Below are 18713 nucleotides of genomic sequence, written 5' to 3' on the forward strand. Positions count from 1 at the left end.
TCGTCACTTCATTAAATACAAAATCGCGCCAATTAGCGACCAAATTAACGCGCTAGTTTGTTAAAATTTGTTTGTGCCACCTTAGCGTTTTAGTGCTTTACCTTCAAAATAATAATCTGGGAGCGAGTGTTTCAGACAACTTGGGTTTTAGCTTGGTTCAACTAGAATAAATAATACAATCTACAGGCGACTTAAGGACACAGTGGCACTTTATTACTAAAAATAACGTATTTACTGGAGTTATCAACTCTTTGTATCTATCGCATTACAACATCAACAAAGATAAATAACGCATAAAAAGACCAATTTGAACAGCAGGATAGCCTCTTTTGAGAAAGCACAGAACGAGTGATAAAAAAATTGCCTTACTTCTGACCGGAGGTGGTGCAAGAGCCGCGTATCAAGTAGGCGTACTCAAAGCATTAGCACAAAGTATGCCTCGCACCTCCCCTTTGCCATTTGACATCATTACGGGCACCTCGGCAGGTGCGATAAACTCGGCAGGTATTGCATGCTATGCCTCTTGCTTTCATTTAGCCGTAAAGAAAGTAGAGTATATCTGGAAAAACTTCAGCACAGATATGGTCTATAAAAGTTCATTTTCAGGTGCGTATGGTCACTTATTAGTAAACATGCTACGTAGCTTTCAAGCACAATATCTTAATCAGCCACCAGCAAGCTTACTAAACAATTCACCGCTTCGAAAACTGCTGGCAAATGTACTTGATTTAAATCGCATTGACCATAATCTACATCGCCGTTTTCTTGACGCCGTCGCAATTACAGTTTCAAGCTATTCAACTGGTAAGTCCGTAGCGTTTTATCAGGCAAACAATGCCACTCCTTGGCAACGCTCAAAACGAGTTGGTGTGCCTGGCAATATATCTCTAGATCTGCTCATGGCAAGCTCAGCCATACCTATGGTATTCCCAAGTGTTAGGGTTAAACACCATTATTATGGCGATGGTTCTATTCACCAACTTTCTCCATTAAGTCCCGCAATTCACTTGGGGGCAGATAAAATCTTTGTGATTGGCGTAGAACAGCCTAAACTGCCTCAGCCGCTTGGGTACGAGCCGCATTTCCCTGGAATGTCTGTGGTTGCGGGTCATCTCCTCGATAGCGTATTTAGCGATACCTTAAACTCAGATATTGAGCGGCTAGAACGAGTCAACCGAACTGTGAGCCTGTTGCCAGCACGAGAAAAGCATAAAGAGCTCAAACGGATCGATCACATGATAATCAACCCTAAGCTCAACTTTAGCGAAGTCGCTGATCATTATTATGATGATATGCCATTGGCCATAAAGCTATTGCTCAGGACTATGGGGGTTAAAAAACACTCACCGTCGAGTTTAACAAGTTACTTGCTTTTTGAGAGAACATACACCCAAAAACTTATTGAGCTTGGGTTTGAAGACGGCATGAATCGTTTGGATGAAATCAGAACATTTTTGGAACTCCAGTAAGATTTAAAATAATAAAAACAGGTAGTAAAATGTATAAATTTGCAATAAGCGCATTTGCATTTATCGCACTCGGAGCCATGCCATTTAGCGCGATTAGCAATACATTCGATGTGGTTCAGACCATCCAAAATAACACAGCAGGGTTTAGTGGCTTAGATAACCCTAGAACGCTGCGTTTTAACCTTCAAGGTACGCAGGCTGTTGCAGTCAGTGGCGATGACAACGCATTGGTTACATTTGCACTCAACGAAAATGGGCTCTTGTTCCAAGATCAACACTTTCAATCGAGCGATACTCAGCCACTATTACTTACTGGCGCATCTGATGCGGTATTTGTAAATAGCAACCTCATTCTTAACACTAGCTTTTACGATGGCGCCTTGAATGTGTTTGCAAAAGATAACGCGGGTAAGTTTAACCTTGTGCAAAGCTTTTCTGATGAAGTGTCTTACAAAGTGGTGTTTGATCCGACCAAGAACACCTCTGCCCAAGACACCCTGGGCTTATTTGCACCTTGGAAAATTAGCTTAAGTGATGACAAAAACGACGCCTTTATCCCAAGTTATAAAAGTAATACAGTCACTGCTTTTAAGATAACCTCAGCAAACAGAGTGACGTGGCTCGGCCCTATCGATGGCACTGAGCAGACTGATATGGGTGGGCCTGTAGATGTGTTAATAAATAAAAAGGTTGATGAGCTTATCGTTGCAGGGTACGAAGGTGATGTCATTACGCTGTGGCATCAAACCAACGGCACTTATGCGATGAAGCAGCGCATCGTTAAAAACGACAGTAACCTGCGCGCCCTCAGTAAACCACAAGCCTTGGCATCAAGCCCAAACTTTACTATTTTTTATGTTGCAGCAGCAGGCAGTAGCAGCATTTTAGTATTTGAGCGTCAACAAAACGGTCAATACCATTTGCTCCAAACCATTGATGCAAGCCAAGTAGGCAAGCCTCTAAATGGCGTATCTACCATGTTACTTGATGCTGATGGCAAAAGATTGTACGCAGCCTCTGAAAGTAGCTCTGGCATTGCTGTGTTTAGCGTTAGCGCGACGGGCAAGCTCACACATATCGAAAATTTTGATGATTTGACCAATCCCTTAGCCAATATATCAGCCTTGGCTTTTATGGCTAAAACAAATCTCTTAGCTGTACCTCTTGCAAAACAAGATACCATCAAAATACTCAAAATAAGGAAGTAGTAACGCATGTGGCCAACTAATAAACCCCTGATAGGACACCACGTCACCCTTGAACCATTATCAACAACACATATTGATGCGCTGGAGCGGGCTGTACAAGACGGTGAAGCGTGGAAGCTTTGGTATGCTAATGTCCCCACGCCACAAGATATGGAAGGCTATGTTAACACAGCGATAAGTCAAGCACCTGAAGGTAATCTTGCCTACGCGGTGAAGCTAAATAGCAGCAACGAAATCGTAGGAACCACCCGCTATTACAATGCAGATATCGCTAATCGCCGCGCCATGCTGGGCTATACTTGGTACAGCGATAAAGTGCGTCGAACGGCGGTAAATACGGAGTGTAAACTTTTGCTGTTACAGCAGCTTTTTGAAGATTTTGATGCCATTGCAGTCGAGTTTAGAACCCACTTTTTTAATCACGCTTCTCGAAGTGCTATTGAGCGCCTTGGTGCTAAGCTAGATGGTATCTTACGCAGCCACCAAATTGGTAGAAATGGTGAGTTAAGAGACACCGTAGTGTATTCGATTATCGCCTCAGAATGGCCCACCGTTAAGCAGCATTTATTGAGTAAACTCGACAAGTAACTCGAAAAAGCATAAAGATCGCGGCGAAAACCAGCTCCCACTTCGTGTTGTAGGAGGCGCTTTATGCGCCGAGCTGTGAAAACAGAAGAACACACAAGATCGCAGGGTAAAGCTGTTCCTACTGCGTTTAGTAGAAACAGCTTTACAAGCTGAGGTGTAGCTTACTGTACGATTTTACTTTTCGCTTGGGCTATCATACTTTCAAAGTAATCGTATACAGTTGGGTCATCGACTTGCTGTGTTTTAGCAAGCTGCAAGGCGTGATTAAAACTCTCCAAAGCTTTATTATAAGATTTGATCTCCAAATACCCATGGCCAAGGCTTGCATGGGCATAAGATGAGTCAGGATAACGCGTGACAAATGCCGTTAAAGTCACAAGTGCAGCGTCTAGACGCTTATGACTGGTTTGTGCGTCAGCAAGTGCTTTATATATAGACTCTGGCGCTAACACCGCAAACTCATAGCGCTTGGAAAGTTTTAGGTAGTAATCTTCAATATCAGAAATCTGTGCATATTTTCCAGATTCTTCATTGAGCTCAAAATAGAAGTCATCAAAAAGCTGCGTTAGCCCTTCATATAGGCTCGGATAAAATGTAGTTTGATGCGTTTCCGATTCTTTGAGGCTAAATTGCCATTTTACATCTGTTGAGCGAAGTGCTTTAAGGTTAGACGCAACTCGCATACCGTTAGTGTAAAAGTCACCACCTTCCCCCGCAATGCTGAGGTACAAGTTGCGGCTAAGATCATGACCTGAGTTGCTCAGAGCTTGAAACTGCAGGTCAAGCTCTTCCTCTCCCCACCAACCTGGCGGACTGATAAGCAGATAATTGGTAAAGACATCTGGCTTGCTTAAAAAGGTGTGTAATCCGTAAATCCCGCCATTGGAATACCCCACTAAAGTACGATTAGGCTTGAGTGAATATCGCGATTCAATGAAAGGAAAGAGCTCTTGAGTTAAGAAATTTGTAAATTCGGTCGTTTTACCAAATTGAGGAAACTTTTCCTTAATCCAACGCTGTCTGCTACTTTTCGGTTCACCGTTAATTGATGGTAAGTAGTCTCTTGTTCTTACCGTTGTTTTTAGTCCAACAATTATGGTAGCTGGTATTTTACCAGTGCTAACTAAAGATTCCACAGTACCCACGGTTTGGATAAAAAAGAATTCCGCATCGAGTAAGTACAACACTTGATATTGCTTCTTTGGGTCGTAGTCATTTGGTGTGTAAATCATGACCTCTCGATTTTCTTTTAATATCTCAGATGCAAAAGAGACTTCCAACCCTATCGTGATAGGTTGTTGTTTTAACGTTTGTCCATACACCTTACTTGATGTCGCAACTAGCATTATCACTAGAAAAATAATAAAACGCATGACTTTCCTTTTTAGTTTATTTTTATCAGTGTGTTACATTAGGAAAAAACAGTGCGGGAAAACAACAAAGTTTGCTGATTTTTCGCTGATAATTTGCTGAAAAAAGAATTTTGAAATGGAATTAAAGCAGTTTTTGATTGCAGATCACCTTGTGGATGTATCTCGCAATCATATTGTTATTGACCAACAGGCATATACCCTCCCCCCAAAAGCAATAGCAGTACTCTGTGAGTTAGCAAAGCAACCAGGAGAAGTGGTGAGCTTTGAGCAACTGCTTAACACCGTTTGGCACAACAGAGTTGTTTCTCTAAATACATTACAGCGCTGCATTTTCCAAGTTCGCCAAGTATTCAAATATGCTGATAGTGACTTAGAGTTTATAAAAACGCACAGCAAAAAAGGCTATAGTTTAGAGGTACCCGTTACGTCAATAGCTAATAAACCTGTCGCCCGTAAAGTGGTTCGAAAAAACCGTACGCGCGCTGCAAAATTTGCTGTAGCGGCGCTCATGGTATTGATTGTGGCTTTTACCTCTACCTTTATAGCTAAACTCAAACTCAGCCCACAAATACCTAGTCAACCTCACTTTACCCCGATAACCACAAGTGACGCATGGGATGCTAATGCCAGCTATTCACCAGATGGTAAATGGATTGCTTTTCAGCGCTTTAGCGATAATTGTCACAGTCAACTTTGGGTAAAAAATTTAACCTCGCACAAAGAATTTCGTTTAACCGCTATCCAAGGCGTGTACGGTAAACCAAGTTGGTCACCTGACACAAAGCGACTGACTTTTACCGAGCGCAGTCATTGCAAGGCTCAACAATCCTCCCCCTTTTGCTGGTCTCTAAATACACTGGAATTTGAGACTGCACTCAACACACCACAAACACCACGTACTGCTATCGCTTGTAAAGAAAAACCTATGTGGCGTGCAAATTGGATGAAAAATGGGGAAATCAGCTACTTATCGCATTTGCGCCCTCAACAAACGGTGCTTTCCCTTTTTAACCCAAAAGAAAATATAAACAATACAATCAACCATATACAGAAAGGAAAAAGCTACACTCTTGACTACCTTGCAAGTAAAAATATTTTTGCACTTGTAAGTATTGACGAACACAACTCGCATCATCTGACTATATACAGTCCAGATAAAGCAACAACGAGCACTGCAAAAATTGCGCTCCCGTACGAGCTGTCGCCATTGCAACCGATTGACATCAGTTTTCATCCAAGCGGCGAGTACTTGCTGGCTTCGACGACCAACGGACTTTATAGACTAGAAACCAGCGGGAAAATGGTTACGCTTGATACTGGAGGTAGAAAAAATCTAAGAGGAGCTGCCTTTTCAGCTGACGGAAGACATATTTTAGCAACGCAGATACACGCTGATACTGATATTTTTACCTTAAGTCTTGCCCAAATACGAAATCACCAAACCGCTATAACAAAAAAGGTTGCTAGGACAATAATGGGAGAAGACAACCCGCAGTTTCAGCCTCATGGTGATCATATTGCCTTTACATCTACACGCACGGGTTCAAGACAAATATGGCTTTACAATAGTCAAAGTGTTTCGCAACTGACCAACTCACAGCATGACAACATTAGCAAGCGAATTGCTTGGTCTCCTACGGGGAATGAGATAGCAGGCACAACGCAAAAAGGACTTACACTGTGGTCTTTAGAAGGAGAAAAAACTTTTATCTCTAATTCTCTTGCTATTGATTCCGTTATGCAATGGTTGACGCCAACAACGTTATTAGTCACAGCAAGAGAAAATGGGCAAGCTGGACTTTACATTATTAACAAAGATACCAAAGAAGCCTCGCTCGTGGTTTCTGAAAATGTAGTTTGGGCTGCACAAGTAGATGATGGACATTTTATTTATCAAGATATGAGTAAGCGTTTTTGGTTTATTAACCTAAACATATCGCCTTTCCCGACTGAGCTACGTGAGCTTCGCGATCAGTTAGCTCAACCATTTGCCGTTTATAATGACGGTATATTGTACGGTGTAAATAACAATAACCAGCTCTGGTCTTATCATCTTAATAAAAAGATATATCAACATCTTACAACAATACCCAGTAATAGCCGATATTTGGCGGACTTTAATGGTGAAACCTTTTTATTCACCCAAATGCATTTATTGCAAAAAAATATCGTATCTTTGAATATGCCAGATGCTCAAAATTAAGTCAGTGCATCCTGCACCTACCCGTGTAGTAAGAGACGCTTTATGCGGCGAGCTGTGAAAATAGAAAAACACAAGATCGCAGGGTAAACTTGCTCCTACTCCGTTTAGTGGCAGGCGCTTTATGTGGCAAGCTATGAAAACAGAAAAACACGAGATCGCAGGGTAAACCTGCTCCTACTTCGTGTTGTCAGAGGCGCTTTATGAAGCGAACTGTGAAAACAGAAAAACCCGCAAGATCGCAGGGTAAACCTGCTCCTACTCCATGTGGTAGGAGACGCTTTATGCGGCGAGCTGTGAAAATAGAAACACACAAGATCGCAAGGTAAACTTGCTCCTACTTCGTGTTGTCAGAGGCGCTTTATGCAGCGAACTGTGAAAACAGAAAAACCCGCAAGATCGCAGGGTAAACCTACTCCATGTTGTCGGAGGCGCTTTATGCAGCGAACTGTGAAAACAGAAAAAACACAAGATCGCAAGGTAAACTTGCTCCTACTTCGTGTTGTCAGAGGCGCTTTATGCAGCGAGCTGTGAAAACAGAAAAACCCGAAAGATCGCAGAGTAAACCTGCTCCTACTCCATGTTGTCGGAGACGCTTTATGCGGCGAGCTGTGAAAACAGAAAAACCTGCAAGATCGCAGGGTAAACCTGCTCCTACTCCATGTGGTAGGAGGCGCTTTATGCGCCGAGCCATGAAAAGAGAAGAACACAAGATCGCAAGGTAAACTTGCTCCTACTCCATGTGATAGGAGGCGCTTTATGCAGCGAACTGTGAAAACAGAAAAACACAAGATCGCAAGGTAAACTTGCTCCTACTCCATGTATTACGCTGATGCAACATCATTACGGAAGGCCGTCGAGCAAGAATTGCTCAGCCCTTTCAACGCGCCGGGGTTTCCCACGCAGCAGTAAAACGTCGTTCACTCGCAGTACAGTATGCTCATCAGGCTGTTCAATTTCCTCGCCGTCTCGCCTAAGTGCGGTGATATCGACACGTTTACCACTAAGTCCAAGCTCAGCTATCGACTTATCTACGGCATAGGCATTGTCTGGTAGTGCTAGCGCATGTAGGTACTCTAACCGCTCTCCTTTCATTTCATGTAAGTCACTACTTTCACCTGCAAAAAATCCATGTAAATAAGGATAACGGTTTTCTCGTTCTTGACTGACTCGACGAAAGATCCTGCGCATGGGCACGCCCGACATATAAAGAACGTGGGAAACTAACATCAAACTAGCCTCTAAGCTTTCAGGTACAACCTCCGCTACTCCCATACTTTTTAACTGTTCCATATGATTATCATCTTTCATTCGTACTAAAATTTTGACCTCTTCTGTACGGCGACGAATCGCATCCACGATAACTTGTGTCTGCTCAAAATCGTCAAATGTGATGATCACCAAACGCGCCTTGTCTATATGGGCTGATTTTAGTAACGTTTTTTGCGCCGCATGACCAAATAAAACTGGCTCTCCGGCAAGCTGAGCATCCTGAACTATTTGCGGATTACGCTCAATTGCTACATAAGGGATGGCCTCTGGTCGTAAGAAGCGGGCAATGGTCTGGCCAACTCTAGCATAGCCAAATATCACCACATGGTTTTTTAAATCTGAAGTTTTATAACCACTGGGCACTTCTGGTTGCCAGTCTTTTTCTATACGTAAGATATTAAGTATTTGTGCCGTTTTACCGATAAGATAAGGAGTGAGCGCCATAGATAAAACACCTACCGCAATCAAAAATGACACAACGTGTTGCGCCAATAGTTGGTGCTTGCTCGCCAAAGCAAGTAAAACAAATCCAAACTCACCCATTTGCCAAATCAAAATACCCGCTCCCCATGCGTCTTTTTTACGCTCACCCATGAGCTGCGCAATAGCAGCAATAACCAATACTTTAATTACCAGCACAGCAGCAAGTGCGGCGACAATGTAGATGAATTGGTCAAGCACATAGGGAATGTTTAATTGCATCCCAACAGTGACAAAGAACAACCCCATTAGAATATCCCTAAAGGGTCGTATCTCCGCTTCGAGTTGATGACGGTATTGGCTTTCTCCAAGCATCATACCGGCCAAAAATGCCCCAAGAGCCATAGATAACCCAAATGAGTAGGTCAATGCGCCGGCACACAAGGCCACCACCAAAGTTGACAATACGAATAACTCATCCGTTCTAACAAGCGCAATTTCGTTGAATATTTTAGGTAGCAACCACTTACCAACAGCCCATAGAACAAAGCAAACAATCGCGCCTTTTGCAAAAGCAAAAACTAATGCTGACGCCAGTTGTGAATTACTTGCTGAAGAAATGAGTGGAAAGGCAATCAATAACGGCACGACGGCAATGTCTTGAAACAGTAACATACCTATCCCCAATTGGCCGTGCCGAGCATTAAGCATCCCCAATTCTTTCAATAGTTTAACCACTACGGCTGTTGAGGAAAGTGCGATTAAGCTTGAGATAACAAACGCGGCAACCCAATCATGTTGCATAAAGCGCAACACTAACATACCAATTACCGTTGTGAGAATGACTTGTAAACTACCTAAACCAAAAACCACGTTACGCATTGCCATTAATTTTGGAACCGAAAATTCAAGACCCAAACTAAACAGCAAAAATACGATCCCAAGCTCAGCCATAAAGTGAATTTCATGGCTATCACTCATCCAACCGATACCATGACTACCCGCGATTACGCCTGTTAGTAAGTATGCCAAAATAGGCGGCAATCCAATCCTTTTAAAGCACCAGACTAAAATAACAGCACATAACAACAAGGCAAAAACTTGCGCGAAGATACTTTGCAATCGACCTCCTGAGCAAAAAAATGACGGGAAATTTAAGTGGATTTATTTTTCTCCCTATTAAATATAGCAAGCGTTTGTTTTTAAGCCAGTTTAGATTTTTGGCATAAAGTTCGCATAGTCTATGCGTATTGTTGTATTTAGGGGGAAGAAATATGGAAAACGTCCATATTTTGACACAAAGGCTGCCGATCAGAGGCGATTATTTGCCGTTCAATTCTGAGCAGTATAATAAGCAAAACGGTGAGCAATACGCTCGCTTAGTAGATAAACTACAAACAACGTTGGACATAGAAGAGTTACTTACAATCTATGCAGAACACGTTGCTAAAATATCGAAAATTGCTGGTATTCAGTTTCACTGTAATCTCGGTGTTTTTCAGATGAAAAATAGCGACAGCCACTACCCTGCAAATAGCTTTGATTTGGAGCTAGGAAAAGAGCACTTGGGGCAATTGGTATATTTTAGTGAGTTTCCTTTTAGTGAGGCGATTAAAGCCAAACTGGTCAAGTTACATGCTTGCCTAATCTACCCTATGCGTAATGCCTTGATGTATAACAGGGTATTACAATTAGCAACCAAGGATTCACTAACGGGCTTGTATAATCGTAGCCAATTTACAGACAACCTTGAAGAAAAGCTTGAGCGTTGTCGTCGTCAACACAGAAACTTTAGTTTGATGCTTTTAGACTTAGACAATTTTAAGCAGGTCAACGACGTTTATGGGCACAAAGCTGGTGATGAGGTGTTGATCGAATTTTCACGTATTTTACAAACTTCAACGCGAGCGACAGATGCTGTGTTTAGGTTTGGTGGTGATGAGTTTGCCATCTTAATCGACGATCCTGCGTTTACCACTAATAAAGTGATCGCAGAAAGAATTATGGATGCCGTCAGAAAGTCGACGATGTTGGCTAAATACACTGTAACGACAAGTATTGGCTTTACCTTAGCATCAAGCCATGACAATGCCGACAATATATTTGCGCGTTCCGATAGCGGGCTTTACCGCGCTAAAGCCGCCGGACGAAACTGCGCACGCGCAGTATAAACAACACGCTTTCCCCTTTTGCTCAGCGTTATCACTAGCGCTGAGCGTCTTTATCTACATACAGATAAGCGGTTAAAGTGAAAGCAGCTCCATTAAAAAACCCATTCACAACCCACGCCAATGCAAGGAAGTCGGGTAGTGTCGAAAATACGACTGCAAATAAAGGCGACAGTAAGCCGAGAATAAAGTAAAGACCACCTTTCTCATGCCAGTAAAGCAATAAAAAAACTACGCTCATCACCCCTGAAGCTGATGCAAACACTTGATTCATCCACACTACTTCACCAAATACAAACAGTAGGGCAAAAATAATGAATGTGATTGCCAAAGCGTAAGGCGCTTTTCTTGCAAGCTGTCTACCTATTTTCAGATTTTCTGTCATCATTTATTATCCAATTAATTCCATCGTTGTCAGCGTATTCAGCATTAACAAACAAATCGACTACTGCAACCGGTGTATCATTGTAATAAATTACCGCGATAGATTCACGCGTCCAGCTTGGGATACGTAGGTCTTTTAGCCAATGCTTTAATGTGTTTGAGCCAGGCTTGCCCTTTGGCCTAATTTTATCTTTTAACCTACCATAACGAACGCTGACTACCTCATCTGACAATGGTAACCGACAGCCATTACCTGACATCATCGCTAGAGGGTGACTATGTTCATTGAGTACACTGTGATCTGCAATAACGATATCTTGCTTCTTTTTAACCGGTGTAACCCAATGTAGAGCGCCTCGATAGCTACGCACAGCACCTTGTGAAAGCGCGATTTTTAGTTGGTTATCTTGCTTTGCTGAAAACGCCTGCTGCACTATTTGATCTAGCTGCTTTTGACTAGGCATATCAACATTCTGATGTGCCAGCCACCGGCGTATGACGTTATCTCGCCGCGCCGGCGATAATTGAGACAAAGAAGTAATGTCTAATGTGTTTTGGTGCTGACATTTTTTTAAATCTTCTGCGCTTATTTCATCTATGATAGCTTGCTGACTTTGTAAAATCTCAACAGTTCGCAGCACACTAGCAACAAAACCATTAAATCTCGACTTCAACAACGGAATAACTTGATTACGTAGAAAGTTACGATCAAATACATCATCTTTGTTAGACTCATCATCAATGTGGCTAAGGCCAAACTGCTGGGCGAATGCCTCGATTTCATCCCGTGTCGTATTGAGTAAAGGCCGCATACACGCTCGTCCACTTTTAAGCTGAGTGTATGGCTTCATTGCACCTAAACCCAATAAACCTGAGCCGCGTTTTAATCGCAGCAAAAACGTCTCAACCTGATCATCAGCATGTTGGCCTAACACGAGAATATATTCCGGCTGCGCGGCTTCATCTAATGCTTGGTAGCGAGCATCGCGGGCTTGAGCTTCCAAACTAGTACGGCTTTTTTGGGTAATAGAGACAGATTTAGCAGTAAACGGCACAGCCAACGAATGGCATAGTGACTGGCAAAAGTGCTGCCACTTTTGAGCATGTTCAGATAACCCATGATTAACATACACAGCTTGTAGAGCAAGACCATGCTTATCTGCATAAAGCTTACAAAGGTGCAGCAACACCACGGAGTCTACGCCACCAGATAAAGCTACACAAAGCCCTGGCGAAGTAGCAATAAATTGCTCCAGATTTCGCTGCACCTGATGGTACACGTGGCTATTTCTCATATCCTCAGCCATAACCCCAATAAAAAAACCGCTTAATAGCGGCTTTTTATCTTAAATCCAGTTGCTTATCAATACACAACTCAATTTGTACTAACAATATCCGAACGACATCAAACGCTTGTATCGCTGATCGAGCATCTCTTCTGAGCTTAACGCTTCAAGATCCGCAAGGTCACGCTTTAGCTGTGCCTTAAGGTTTTTCGCCATCGCATCATAATTGCGATGTGCGCCACCTAGTGGCTCCTCGATGATGTTATTAATCAAGTCTAATTCTTTAACGCGAGATGCAGATACACCCATAGCCTCTGCTGCCAACGATGCTTTTTCTGCGCTCTTCCATAGTATAGAAGCACACCCTTCTGGTGATATAACTGAGTATGTGCTGTACTGCAACATGTTTACTCTGTCACCGACACCGATAGCCAATGCACCACCCGAGCCGCCTTCACCAATTACCGTACAAATAGTCGGTACTTTTAGTGCAGCCATTACTTTAAGGTTGCGTGCGATAGCTTCGCTTTGACCACGCTCTTCAGCACCAACACCTGGGTATGCTCCCGGAGTATCAATAAAAGTAATGATTGGCATTTTAAAGCGCTCAGCCATTTCCATAAGGCGCAGTGCTTTACGGTAACCTTCTGGCTTTGGCATGCCAAAGTTACGCTTAATTTTCTCAGCGGTATCACGGCCTTTTTGCTGGCCAATGATCATCACGGGTTTACCGTCTAACCGTGCCACACCACCTAAAATAGCTGGATCATTGGCAAATGTGCGGTCACCTGCAAATTCGTCAAACTCGGTAAAAATGCGTTCGATATAATCGCGAGTATATGGACGAAGCGGATGGCGTGCTAACTGCGACACCTGCCATGCACCCAAGTCATCAAAAATTTTCTTGGTCAACTCGACATTCTTGTCTTTTAGGCGGCTGATCTCTTCTTCAAGGCTAAGATCTAAGTCACCCGAACGGCTAACGTTTTGTAATTCTTTGATCTTTGCTTCCAATTCTGCAATTGGAAGTTCAAATTCAAGATAATTGAGGCTCATGCTCTAAACTACCTGTTTAGTTAAATTCTAATTCTAATTCTTGCGCCGCCAACAGTGACAAACGAGTTAAAAGTTCATCACTGGGCGTCACACACCATTGTGTTCCTAATGTTAACTCTGCTAATGCATCAGGACGCTGATATTTTATGATTACTGGACATGTTCCAAATTTATATGGTTCTAGTACTTTTTTGAAATTATCAAAGAAGTTCGCGTCAATTTGAGCCATATTTAGCGTCATTTTTATTGCACTAATGCGTTTTTCTCGCGCTTGAGCAATGGTAGAGACTTCTCTTGCGGTCATTGTAATGCCACCAGAGAAGTTATCAAAGCTGACCTGTCCAGATATTACCAAGATTTGGTTAATTTGCAGCAATTCTTGGTACATTTCAAACTGTTCAGGAAATAAGCGTACATCAATTCGGGCACTTTTGTCATCTAAAGTGATAAGTCCCCAGCGCGCACCTTTTTTATTTATTAGCGTACGTGCATTAATAACTAATCCTGCTGCGGTAGCTACCGTATCACGATTACCCGGTTGCAAGTCAACCAACTTACCAGAGGTATAGTATTTTAATTCTTTACGATACTGGTTAATGGGGTGACCAGTAAGGTAAAGGCCCAGCGTTTCTTTTTCGCCATGCAGCCACTCTTTATCACTCAGTGGCGTCGCTTTAATAAAGGCCTGCTCTACTTCATCGGGTTCGACAGCCAATAACCCGAACAAGTCACTTTGTCCTAGCGATTCAGCTTTGTGATGCTGCTCAGCAGACTTCATTGCATCTTGTAGGCTTGCCAGTAAAGTCGCACGTCCAGGTTGATCTCTATCTGGCCCCAGTTTATCGAGCGCGCCTGCATAAATGAGTTTTTCAATTACACGTTTATTAAGACGTTTTAAATCCACGCGAGCACAGAAATCAAATAAATCTTTAAATTCACCACCTGCTTCACGCGCTTCAAGAATTGCCTCTACCGGTCCCTCACCGACACCTTTTATGGCGCCAATTCCATAAACTATCTCACCTTTAAGATTGACCGTAAACTTGTAAACTCCGGCATTGACATCTGGTGGTAGTAGCGTCAACTTCATGTTTTCGCATTCATCCACCAAGGTAACAATTTTGTCAGTGTTATCCATATCGGCGGACATTACTGCGGCCATAAATTCTGCAGGAAAGTGGGTCTTCATCCACAGCGTTTGATACGACACTAAGGCATAAGCAGCAGAGTGTGATTTGTTAAAACCATAACCTGCAAACTTCTCTACCAAATCGAAGATCTTCATGGCCAGTTCGCCATCAACACCATTATTTTTGGCACCATCTTCGAACGTTGCACGCTGTTTTGCCATTTCTTCGGGTTTTTTCTTACCCATTGCGCGACGTAGTAAGTCAGCGCCACCCAAACTATAACCTGCAAGTACTTGTGCAATCTGCATAACCTGCTCTTGGTACAGGATGATCCCGTAAGTCGGCTCTAGAATAGGTTGTAAACTATCATGTTGATATTGTGCGTCAGGATAAGAGACTTCCTCTCGACCATGCTTACGGTCGATAAAGTTATCTACCATTCCCGATTGCAGTGGACCTGGGCGGAATAACGCAACCAATGCGATCATGTCTTCAAAACAGTCAGGTTTTAAGCGGCGAATGAGGTCTTTCATTCCGCGAGATTCTAGCTGGAAGACCGCCGTAGTTTGGGCATCGAGTAGTACATTAAAGCTTGCCGGATCGTCTAAAGGGATTGCTGCAATGTCAACGGGTTCGCGGTTCTCTCTGGCTAAACGCTCATTTGCCATATCGAGCGCCCACTGTAAAATAGTCAGCGTTCTCAATCCTAAGAAGTCGAACTTAACAAGGCCTGCGGTCTCTACATCGTTCTTGTCAAACTGAGTAACCGGAAACTTACCCTCTTCGTCACAATACAGTGCCGCAAAATCGGTGATCGTCGTAGGCGAGATAACAACACCACCGGCATGTTTACCGGCATTACGCGTACAACCTTCAAGAATACGACATTTATCAATTAGCTCTTTAACTTCCTCATCACTGTCATACGCTTCAGGTAAACGTGGCTCAACATCAAACGCTTTTGCCAAGGTCATACCAGGGTCACCCGGTACCAGCTTAGAAATCCTATCTACAAAGCCATAGGGATGCCCGAGTACACGGCCAACATCACGGATCACGGCTTTTGCCGCCATAGTACCAAAGGTAATGATCTGAGATACTGCGTCACGGCCATAGAGTTTTGCAACGTGATCGATTACCTCATCGCGCCTATCCATACAAAAGTCGACGTCGAAGTCAGGCATAGATACCCGTTCTGGGTTGAGGAATCGTTCGAATAGCAGATCAAACTCAAGCGGATCAAGGTCAGTGATCTTCAGCGCATAAGCGACCAAAGAGCCCGCACCAGAACCACGACCCGGGCCTACAGGTATACCGTTATCTTTACTCCACTGAATGAACTCCATTACGATTAAGAAATAACCAGGAAATCCCATTTGGTTGATAACGTCTAGCTCAATTTGCAAGCGCTCATCGTACTCACCGCGTTTTTCTTTACGTTCGTCTTCTTCAGGAAATAAGAACTGTAATCGCTCTTCTAGACCATCGCGCGACACTTTTACCAAGAAGTCTTCAATGGCTAGATCGCCGGTTGGATAGTCAGGTAAGAAATACGTACCAAGTTGTACGGTAACGTTACATCGCTTGGCGATCTCAACCGTATTTTCGAGCGCTTCGGGTATATCGCTAAAAAGCGCCTGCATTTGTTCAGACGTTTTTAGATACTGCTCTTTGGAAAAGCGCTTAGGTCTATTTTTATCCTCTAATGTGTAGCCATCATGAATAGCCACTCGGATTTCATGGGCATCAAAATCTTTTTCGTGGAGAAACACCACTTCATTAGTCGCTACAACCGGTAAGTTTCTTGCCGCTGCAAGCTCTACAGCGCTATGGAGATATTCTTCTTCTTGTGCTCTGGAGGTACGTTGTAACTCGATATAAAAATGATCGGGAAAGTGTGTTTCGTAAAATTCGAGTGTTTCTTCAATAAGTTTCGGATTGCCTTTTAAGATGGCTTTTCCCAAGTCACCGTCTTTGGCACCTGAGATCAAGATCAAGCCTTCTTTATATTTTGCTAACCACGCTTTATCAATAACCGGACGGTGAAATACGTGACCACGAAGATAGGCGTCCGAAATGAGTAAGGTAAGGTTTTTATATCCTTGGTTGTTTTTAGCTAGCACTAAGATCCTGCTAGGCTCATCAGGAAACTGATCTGACTTCAACCAAAAATCCGCTCCGATGATTGGTTTGATCCCAGCCCCATGTGCGCCACCATAAAAGCGTACCAAACCACATAAATTCATTTGATCGGTAATGGCCAGGGCTGGCATTTCAAGCTCTTCAGCTCTTGCAACAATCGGCTTAGTCTTGGCTAGGCCATCCACCATTGAAAAATCACTGTGTACACGTAAATGGACAAACTGCGGGGCTGGCATACTTACTCCTTCCCAGCTATGATGCGCTGCACAGGCTTAAAGCTTGTGCGATGATGGGGTGTTACCCCATGTGCTTCAAGCGCAGCAAAGTGGGCTTTCGTCGGATAGCCTTTATGGCCTGCAAAACCAAACTCAGGATATTCAGCATCCAGTGCTAACATCTCGTTGTCTCGAGTCACTTTCGCCAAGATAGAAGCTGCACTAATTTCCGCCACAAGGCTATCACCTTTGACCACTGCGGTCGCTGCAACATTCAATTTGGGCAATCGATTACCATCTACAAATACATGCTGAGGCTGAACTTCCAAGCCTTCCACCGCTCGAGTCATCGCCAACATGGTTGCATGGAGAATATTTAGCTCATCGATTTCGGCAACCGTTGCTCTGGCAATATGGTAGCACAGCGCTTTTTCTTTTATTTCTTGTGCCAATGCGATGCGTTTTTTTTCTGACAATTTCTTAGAGTCAGTCAAACCCGCAATCGGCTTATTTGGATCTAAAATAACGGCTGCTGTCACAACGTCGCCCACTAATGGGCCGCGCCCGACTTCGTCAACGCCTGCAATATACTGCACATCAGGACGTTCAATTTGCATCTATTAACTCCATCACTGCTTGAGCCGCTTGCTTGCTGGCATCTAAGCGTATGTTTTCGTGTATTTCGTAAAATTTTCTAATAAGTTTGCTGTTATCACCTTTTAACATCGGAAACAGTGCATCAGCAAGCGCATCAGGGTTACATTCTGCCTGCAAAAACTCCGGCACGAGCGGCGCATCGGCTAGTAGATTTGGCAAAGCAAAGTATTTGATATTAAAGGTAAAAAAGGTATTAAATATCCAGTAGCTCTTCGGATTTAGTTTATAGCCTACAACCATAGGTTTTTTATAGAGCATCGCTTCTAGTGTCGCTGTGCCTGACGCCAATAAAACGGTATCAGCCGCTTGCATCGCCAATGCAGACTGACCATCTAGCATAATTGGATTAAGCTCTGGTGCGACTTCTTGCAGCGCATCTAAGAACTGCGCTTTGCGCTTTTCATTTACCAGTGGCACAACTATTTTTAAATTGGGAATTTTATCAACTAATTTTTTTGCCGTTGCAAGATAAGTACGACTTAATAATCCCACTTCCGAGCCACGACTTCCAGGCAGTAAAGCCAATACTGTATCGTCAGGGCTGATATGTAGCTGCGCCCTTGCACCTTCGGTATCCGGTTCAAGAGGGATCTCATCCGCCAGCGTATGGCCTACGAATGTACAAGGTACTTCATGTTTGTCGTAAAAGGCTTTTTCAAAAGGCAACAGGGAGAGCACTAGGTTAGTCGCTTCAGCGATCTTGTGAATACGCTTTTGACGCCACGCCCAAACACTAGGGCTTACATATTGAATGGTTTTTATCCCAGCGGCTTTTAATGGCTTTTCAACTCTAAGGTTAAAGTCTGGAGCATCAATACCTATAAATACATCAGGTGGATTATCGATGAAATAATTCACCAATTGCTTTTTGATTTTTAGCAGACGAGGTAAGCGACCAAGTACCTCGACTAGCCCCATGACCGCTAATTCATCCATATCGAATAGACTGTTGCATCCTGCTTGTTGCATCTTAGGTCCGCCAATGCCCACAAATCGAGCGTTGGGGTAATGAACTTTTAGAGCATTAATAAGGCCTGCGCCGAGTATATCGCCTGATAATTCCCCTGCAACCACGCCAATGGTAATGTTTTTTTCGTTAGCCATTATTGTCTTTCAGTATAAAAAAACGCCATACAATTTGTATG

The 18713-nt window shown here is 43.2% G+C and carries 13 protein-coding genes; 5 read left to right on the forward strand and 8 right to left on the reverse strand.

Annotated features, from left to right (window positions below):
- Nucleotides 1-329: 329 nt before the first annotated feature.
- The 3 genes from J8Z24_RS10640 to J8Z24_RS10650 are packed head-to-tail and all read left to right on the forward strand — an operon-like array spanning nt 330 to nt 3265.
- Nucleotides 330-1469: a patatin-like phospholipase family protein gene (locus J8Z24_RS10640; RefSeq protein ID WP_128732249.1), complete on the forward strand. Its 1140-nt coding sequence runs from the start codon at nt 330-332 to the stop codon at nt 1467-1469.
- Nucleotides 1470-1498: 29 nt separating this feature from the next.
- Entirely contained in the window at nt 1499-2677 is a 1179-nt protein-coding gene (locus J8Z24_RS10645; RefSeq protein WP_252094656.1) for a beta-propeller fold lactonase family protein, read from the forward strand.
- Nucleotides 2678-2683: 6 nt separating this feature from the next.
- On the forward strand, nt 2684-3265 hold the full coding sequence (locus J8Z24_RS10650; RefSeq protein WP_252094657.1) for a GNAT family N-acetyltransferase: 582 nt from the start codon (nt 2684-2686) through the stop codon (nt 3263-3265).
- A 161-nt stretch (nt 3266-3426) separates the two neighbouring features.
- On the opposite strand, the gene J8Z24_RS10655 is transcribed toward J8Z24_RS10650, so the two are convergent.
- Nucleotides 3427-4638, reverse strand: coding sequence for an alpha/beta hydrolase-fold protein (locus J8Z24_RS10655; RefSeq protein WP_252094658.1), 1212 nt, complete (start codon nt 4636-4638; stop codon nt 3427-3429).
- Between the two features lie 115 nt (nt 4639-4753).
- Between J8Z24_RS10655 and J8Z24_RS10660 the strand changes: the two genes are divergently transcribed.
- A complete protein-coding gene (locus tag J8Z24_RS10660; RefSeq protein ID WP_252094659.1) occupies nt 4754-6841 on the forward strand; it encodes a winged helix-turn-helix domain-containing protein in 2088 nt (695 codons plus the stop codon).
- Between the two features lie 840 nt (nt 6842-7681).
- On the opposite strand, the gene J8Z24_RS10665 is transcribed toward J8Z24_RS10660, so the two are convergent.
- On the reverse strand, nt 7682-9652 hold the full coding sequence (locus J8Z24_RS10665; protein WP_252094660.1) for a monovalent cation:proton antiporter family protein: 1971 nt from the start codon (nt 9650-9652) through the stop codon (nt 7682-7684).
- Between the two features lie 152 nt (nt 9653-9804).
- On the opposite strand from J8Z24_RS10665, the gene J8Z24_RS10670 reads away from it, so the two are divergent.
- Nucleotides 9805-10701, forward strand: a complete 897-nt coding sequence (locus tag J8Z24_RS10670) for a GGDEF domain-containing protein (protein WP_128731468.1) — start codon at nt 9805-9807, stop codon at nt 10699-10701.
- A gap of 34 nt (nt 10702-10735) precedes the next feature.
- Here the strand turns inward: J8Z24_RS10670 and J8Z24_RS10675 are convergent, their stop codons facing one another.
- The 6 genes from J8Z24_RS10675 to lpxB form a co-directional block, all read right to left on the reverse strand.
- Complete coding sequence (locus J8Z24_RS10675; protein WP_252094661.1) at nt 10736-11086, reverse strand: hypothetical protein; 351 nt, start codon at nt 11084-11086, stop codon at nt 10736-10738.
- Nucleotides 11058-12377 carry a tRNA lysidine(34) synthetase TilS gene (tilS, locus tag J8Z24_RS10680; RefSeq protein WP_252094662.1) on the reverse strand — a complete coding sequence of 440 codons (1320 nt, stop codon included), beginning with the start codon at nt 12375-12377 and terminating at the stop codon, nt 11058-11060. Before tilS ends, J8Z24_RS10675 begins: the two co-directional genes overlap by 29 nt.
- A gap of 90 nt (nt 12378-12467) precedes the next feature.
- Nucleotides 12468-13424 (reverse strand): acetyl-CoA carboxylase carboxyl transferase subunit alpha, encoded by a 957-nt coding sequence (accA, locus tag J8Z24_RS10685; protein ID WP_125253095.1) that lies wholly within the window; start codon nt 13422-13424, stop codon nt 12468-12470.
- 16 nt (nt 13425-13440) lie between these two features.
- A complete protein-coding gene (gene dnaE, locus J8Z24_RS10690) occupies nt 13441-16932 on the reverse strand; it encodes a DNA polymerase III subunit alpha (RefSeq protein ID WP_252094663.1) in 3492 nt (1163 codons plus the stop codon).
- 2 nt (nt 16933-16934) lie between these two features.
- Entirely contained in the window at nt 16935-17528 is a 594-nt protein-coding gene (rnhB, locus tag J8Z24_RS10695; RefSeq protein WP_125253097.1) for a ribonuclease HII, read from the reverse strand.
- On the reverse strand, nt 17518-18672 hold the full coding sequence (gene lpxB, locus J8Z24_RS10700; RefSeq protein WP_176032705.1) for a lipid-A-disaccharide synthase: 1155 nt from the start codon (nt 18670-18672) through the stop codon (nt 17518-17520). The genes rnhB and lpxB overlap by 11 nt, the downstream gene beginning before the upstream one ends.
- Nucleotides 18673-18713 lie beyond the last annotated feature (41 nt).

Source organism: Pseudoalteromonas sp. SCSIO 43201 (assembly GCF_023716725.1).
In the GTDB taxonomy this organism is placed as follows: Bacteria; Pseudomonadota; Gammaproteobacteria; order Enterobacterales; family Alteromonadaceae; genus Pseudoalteromonas; species Pseudoalteromonas peptidolytica.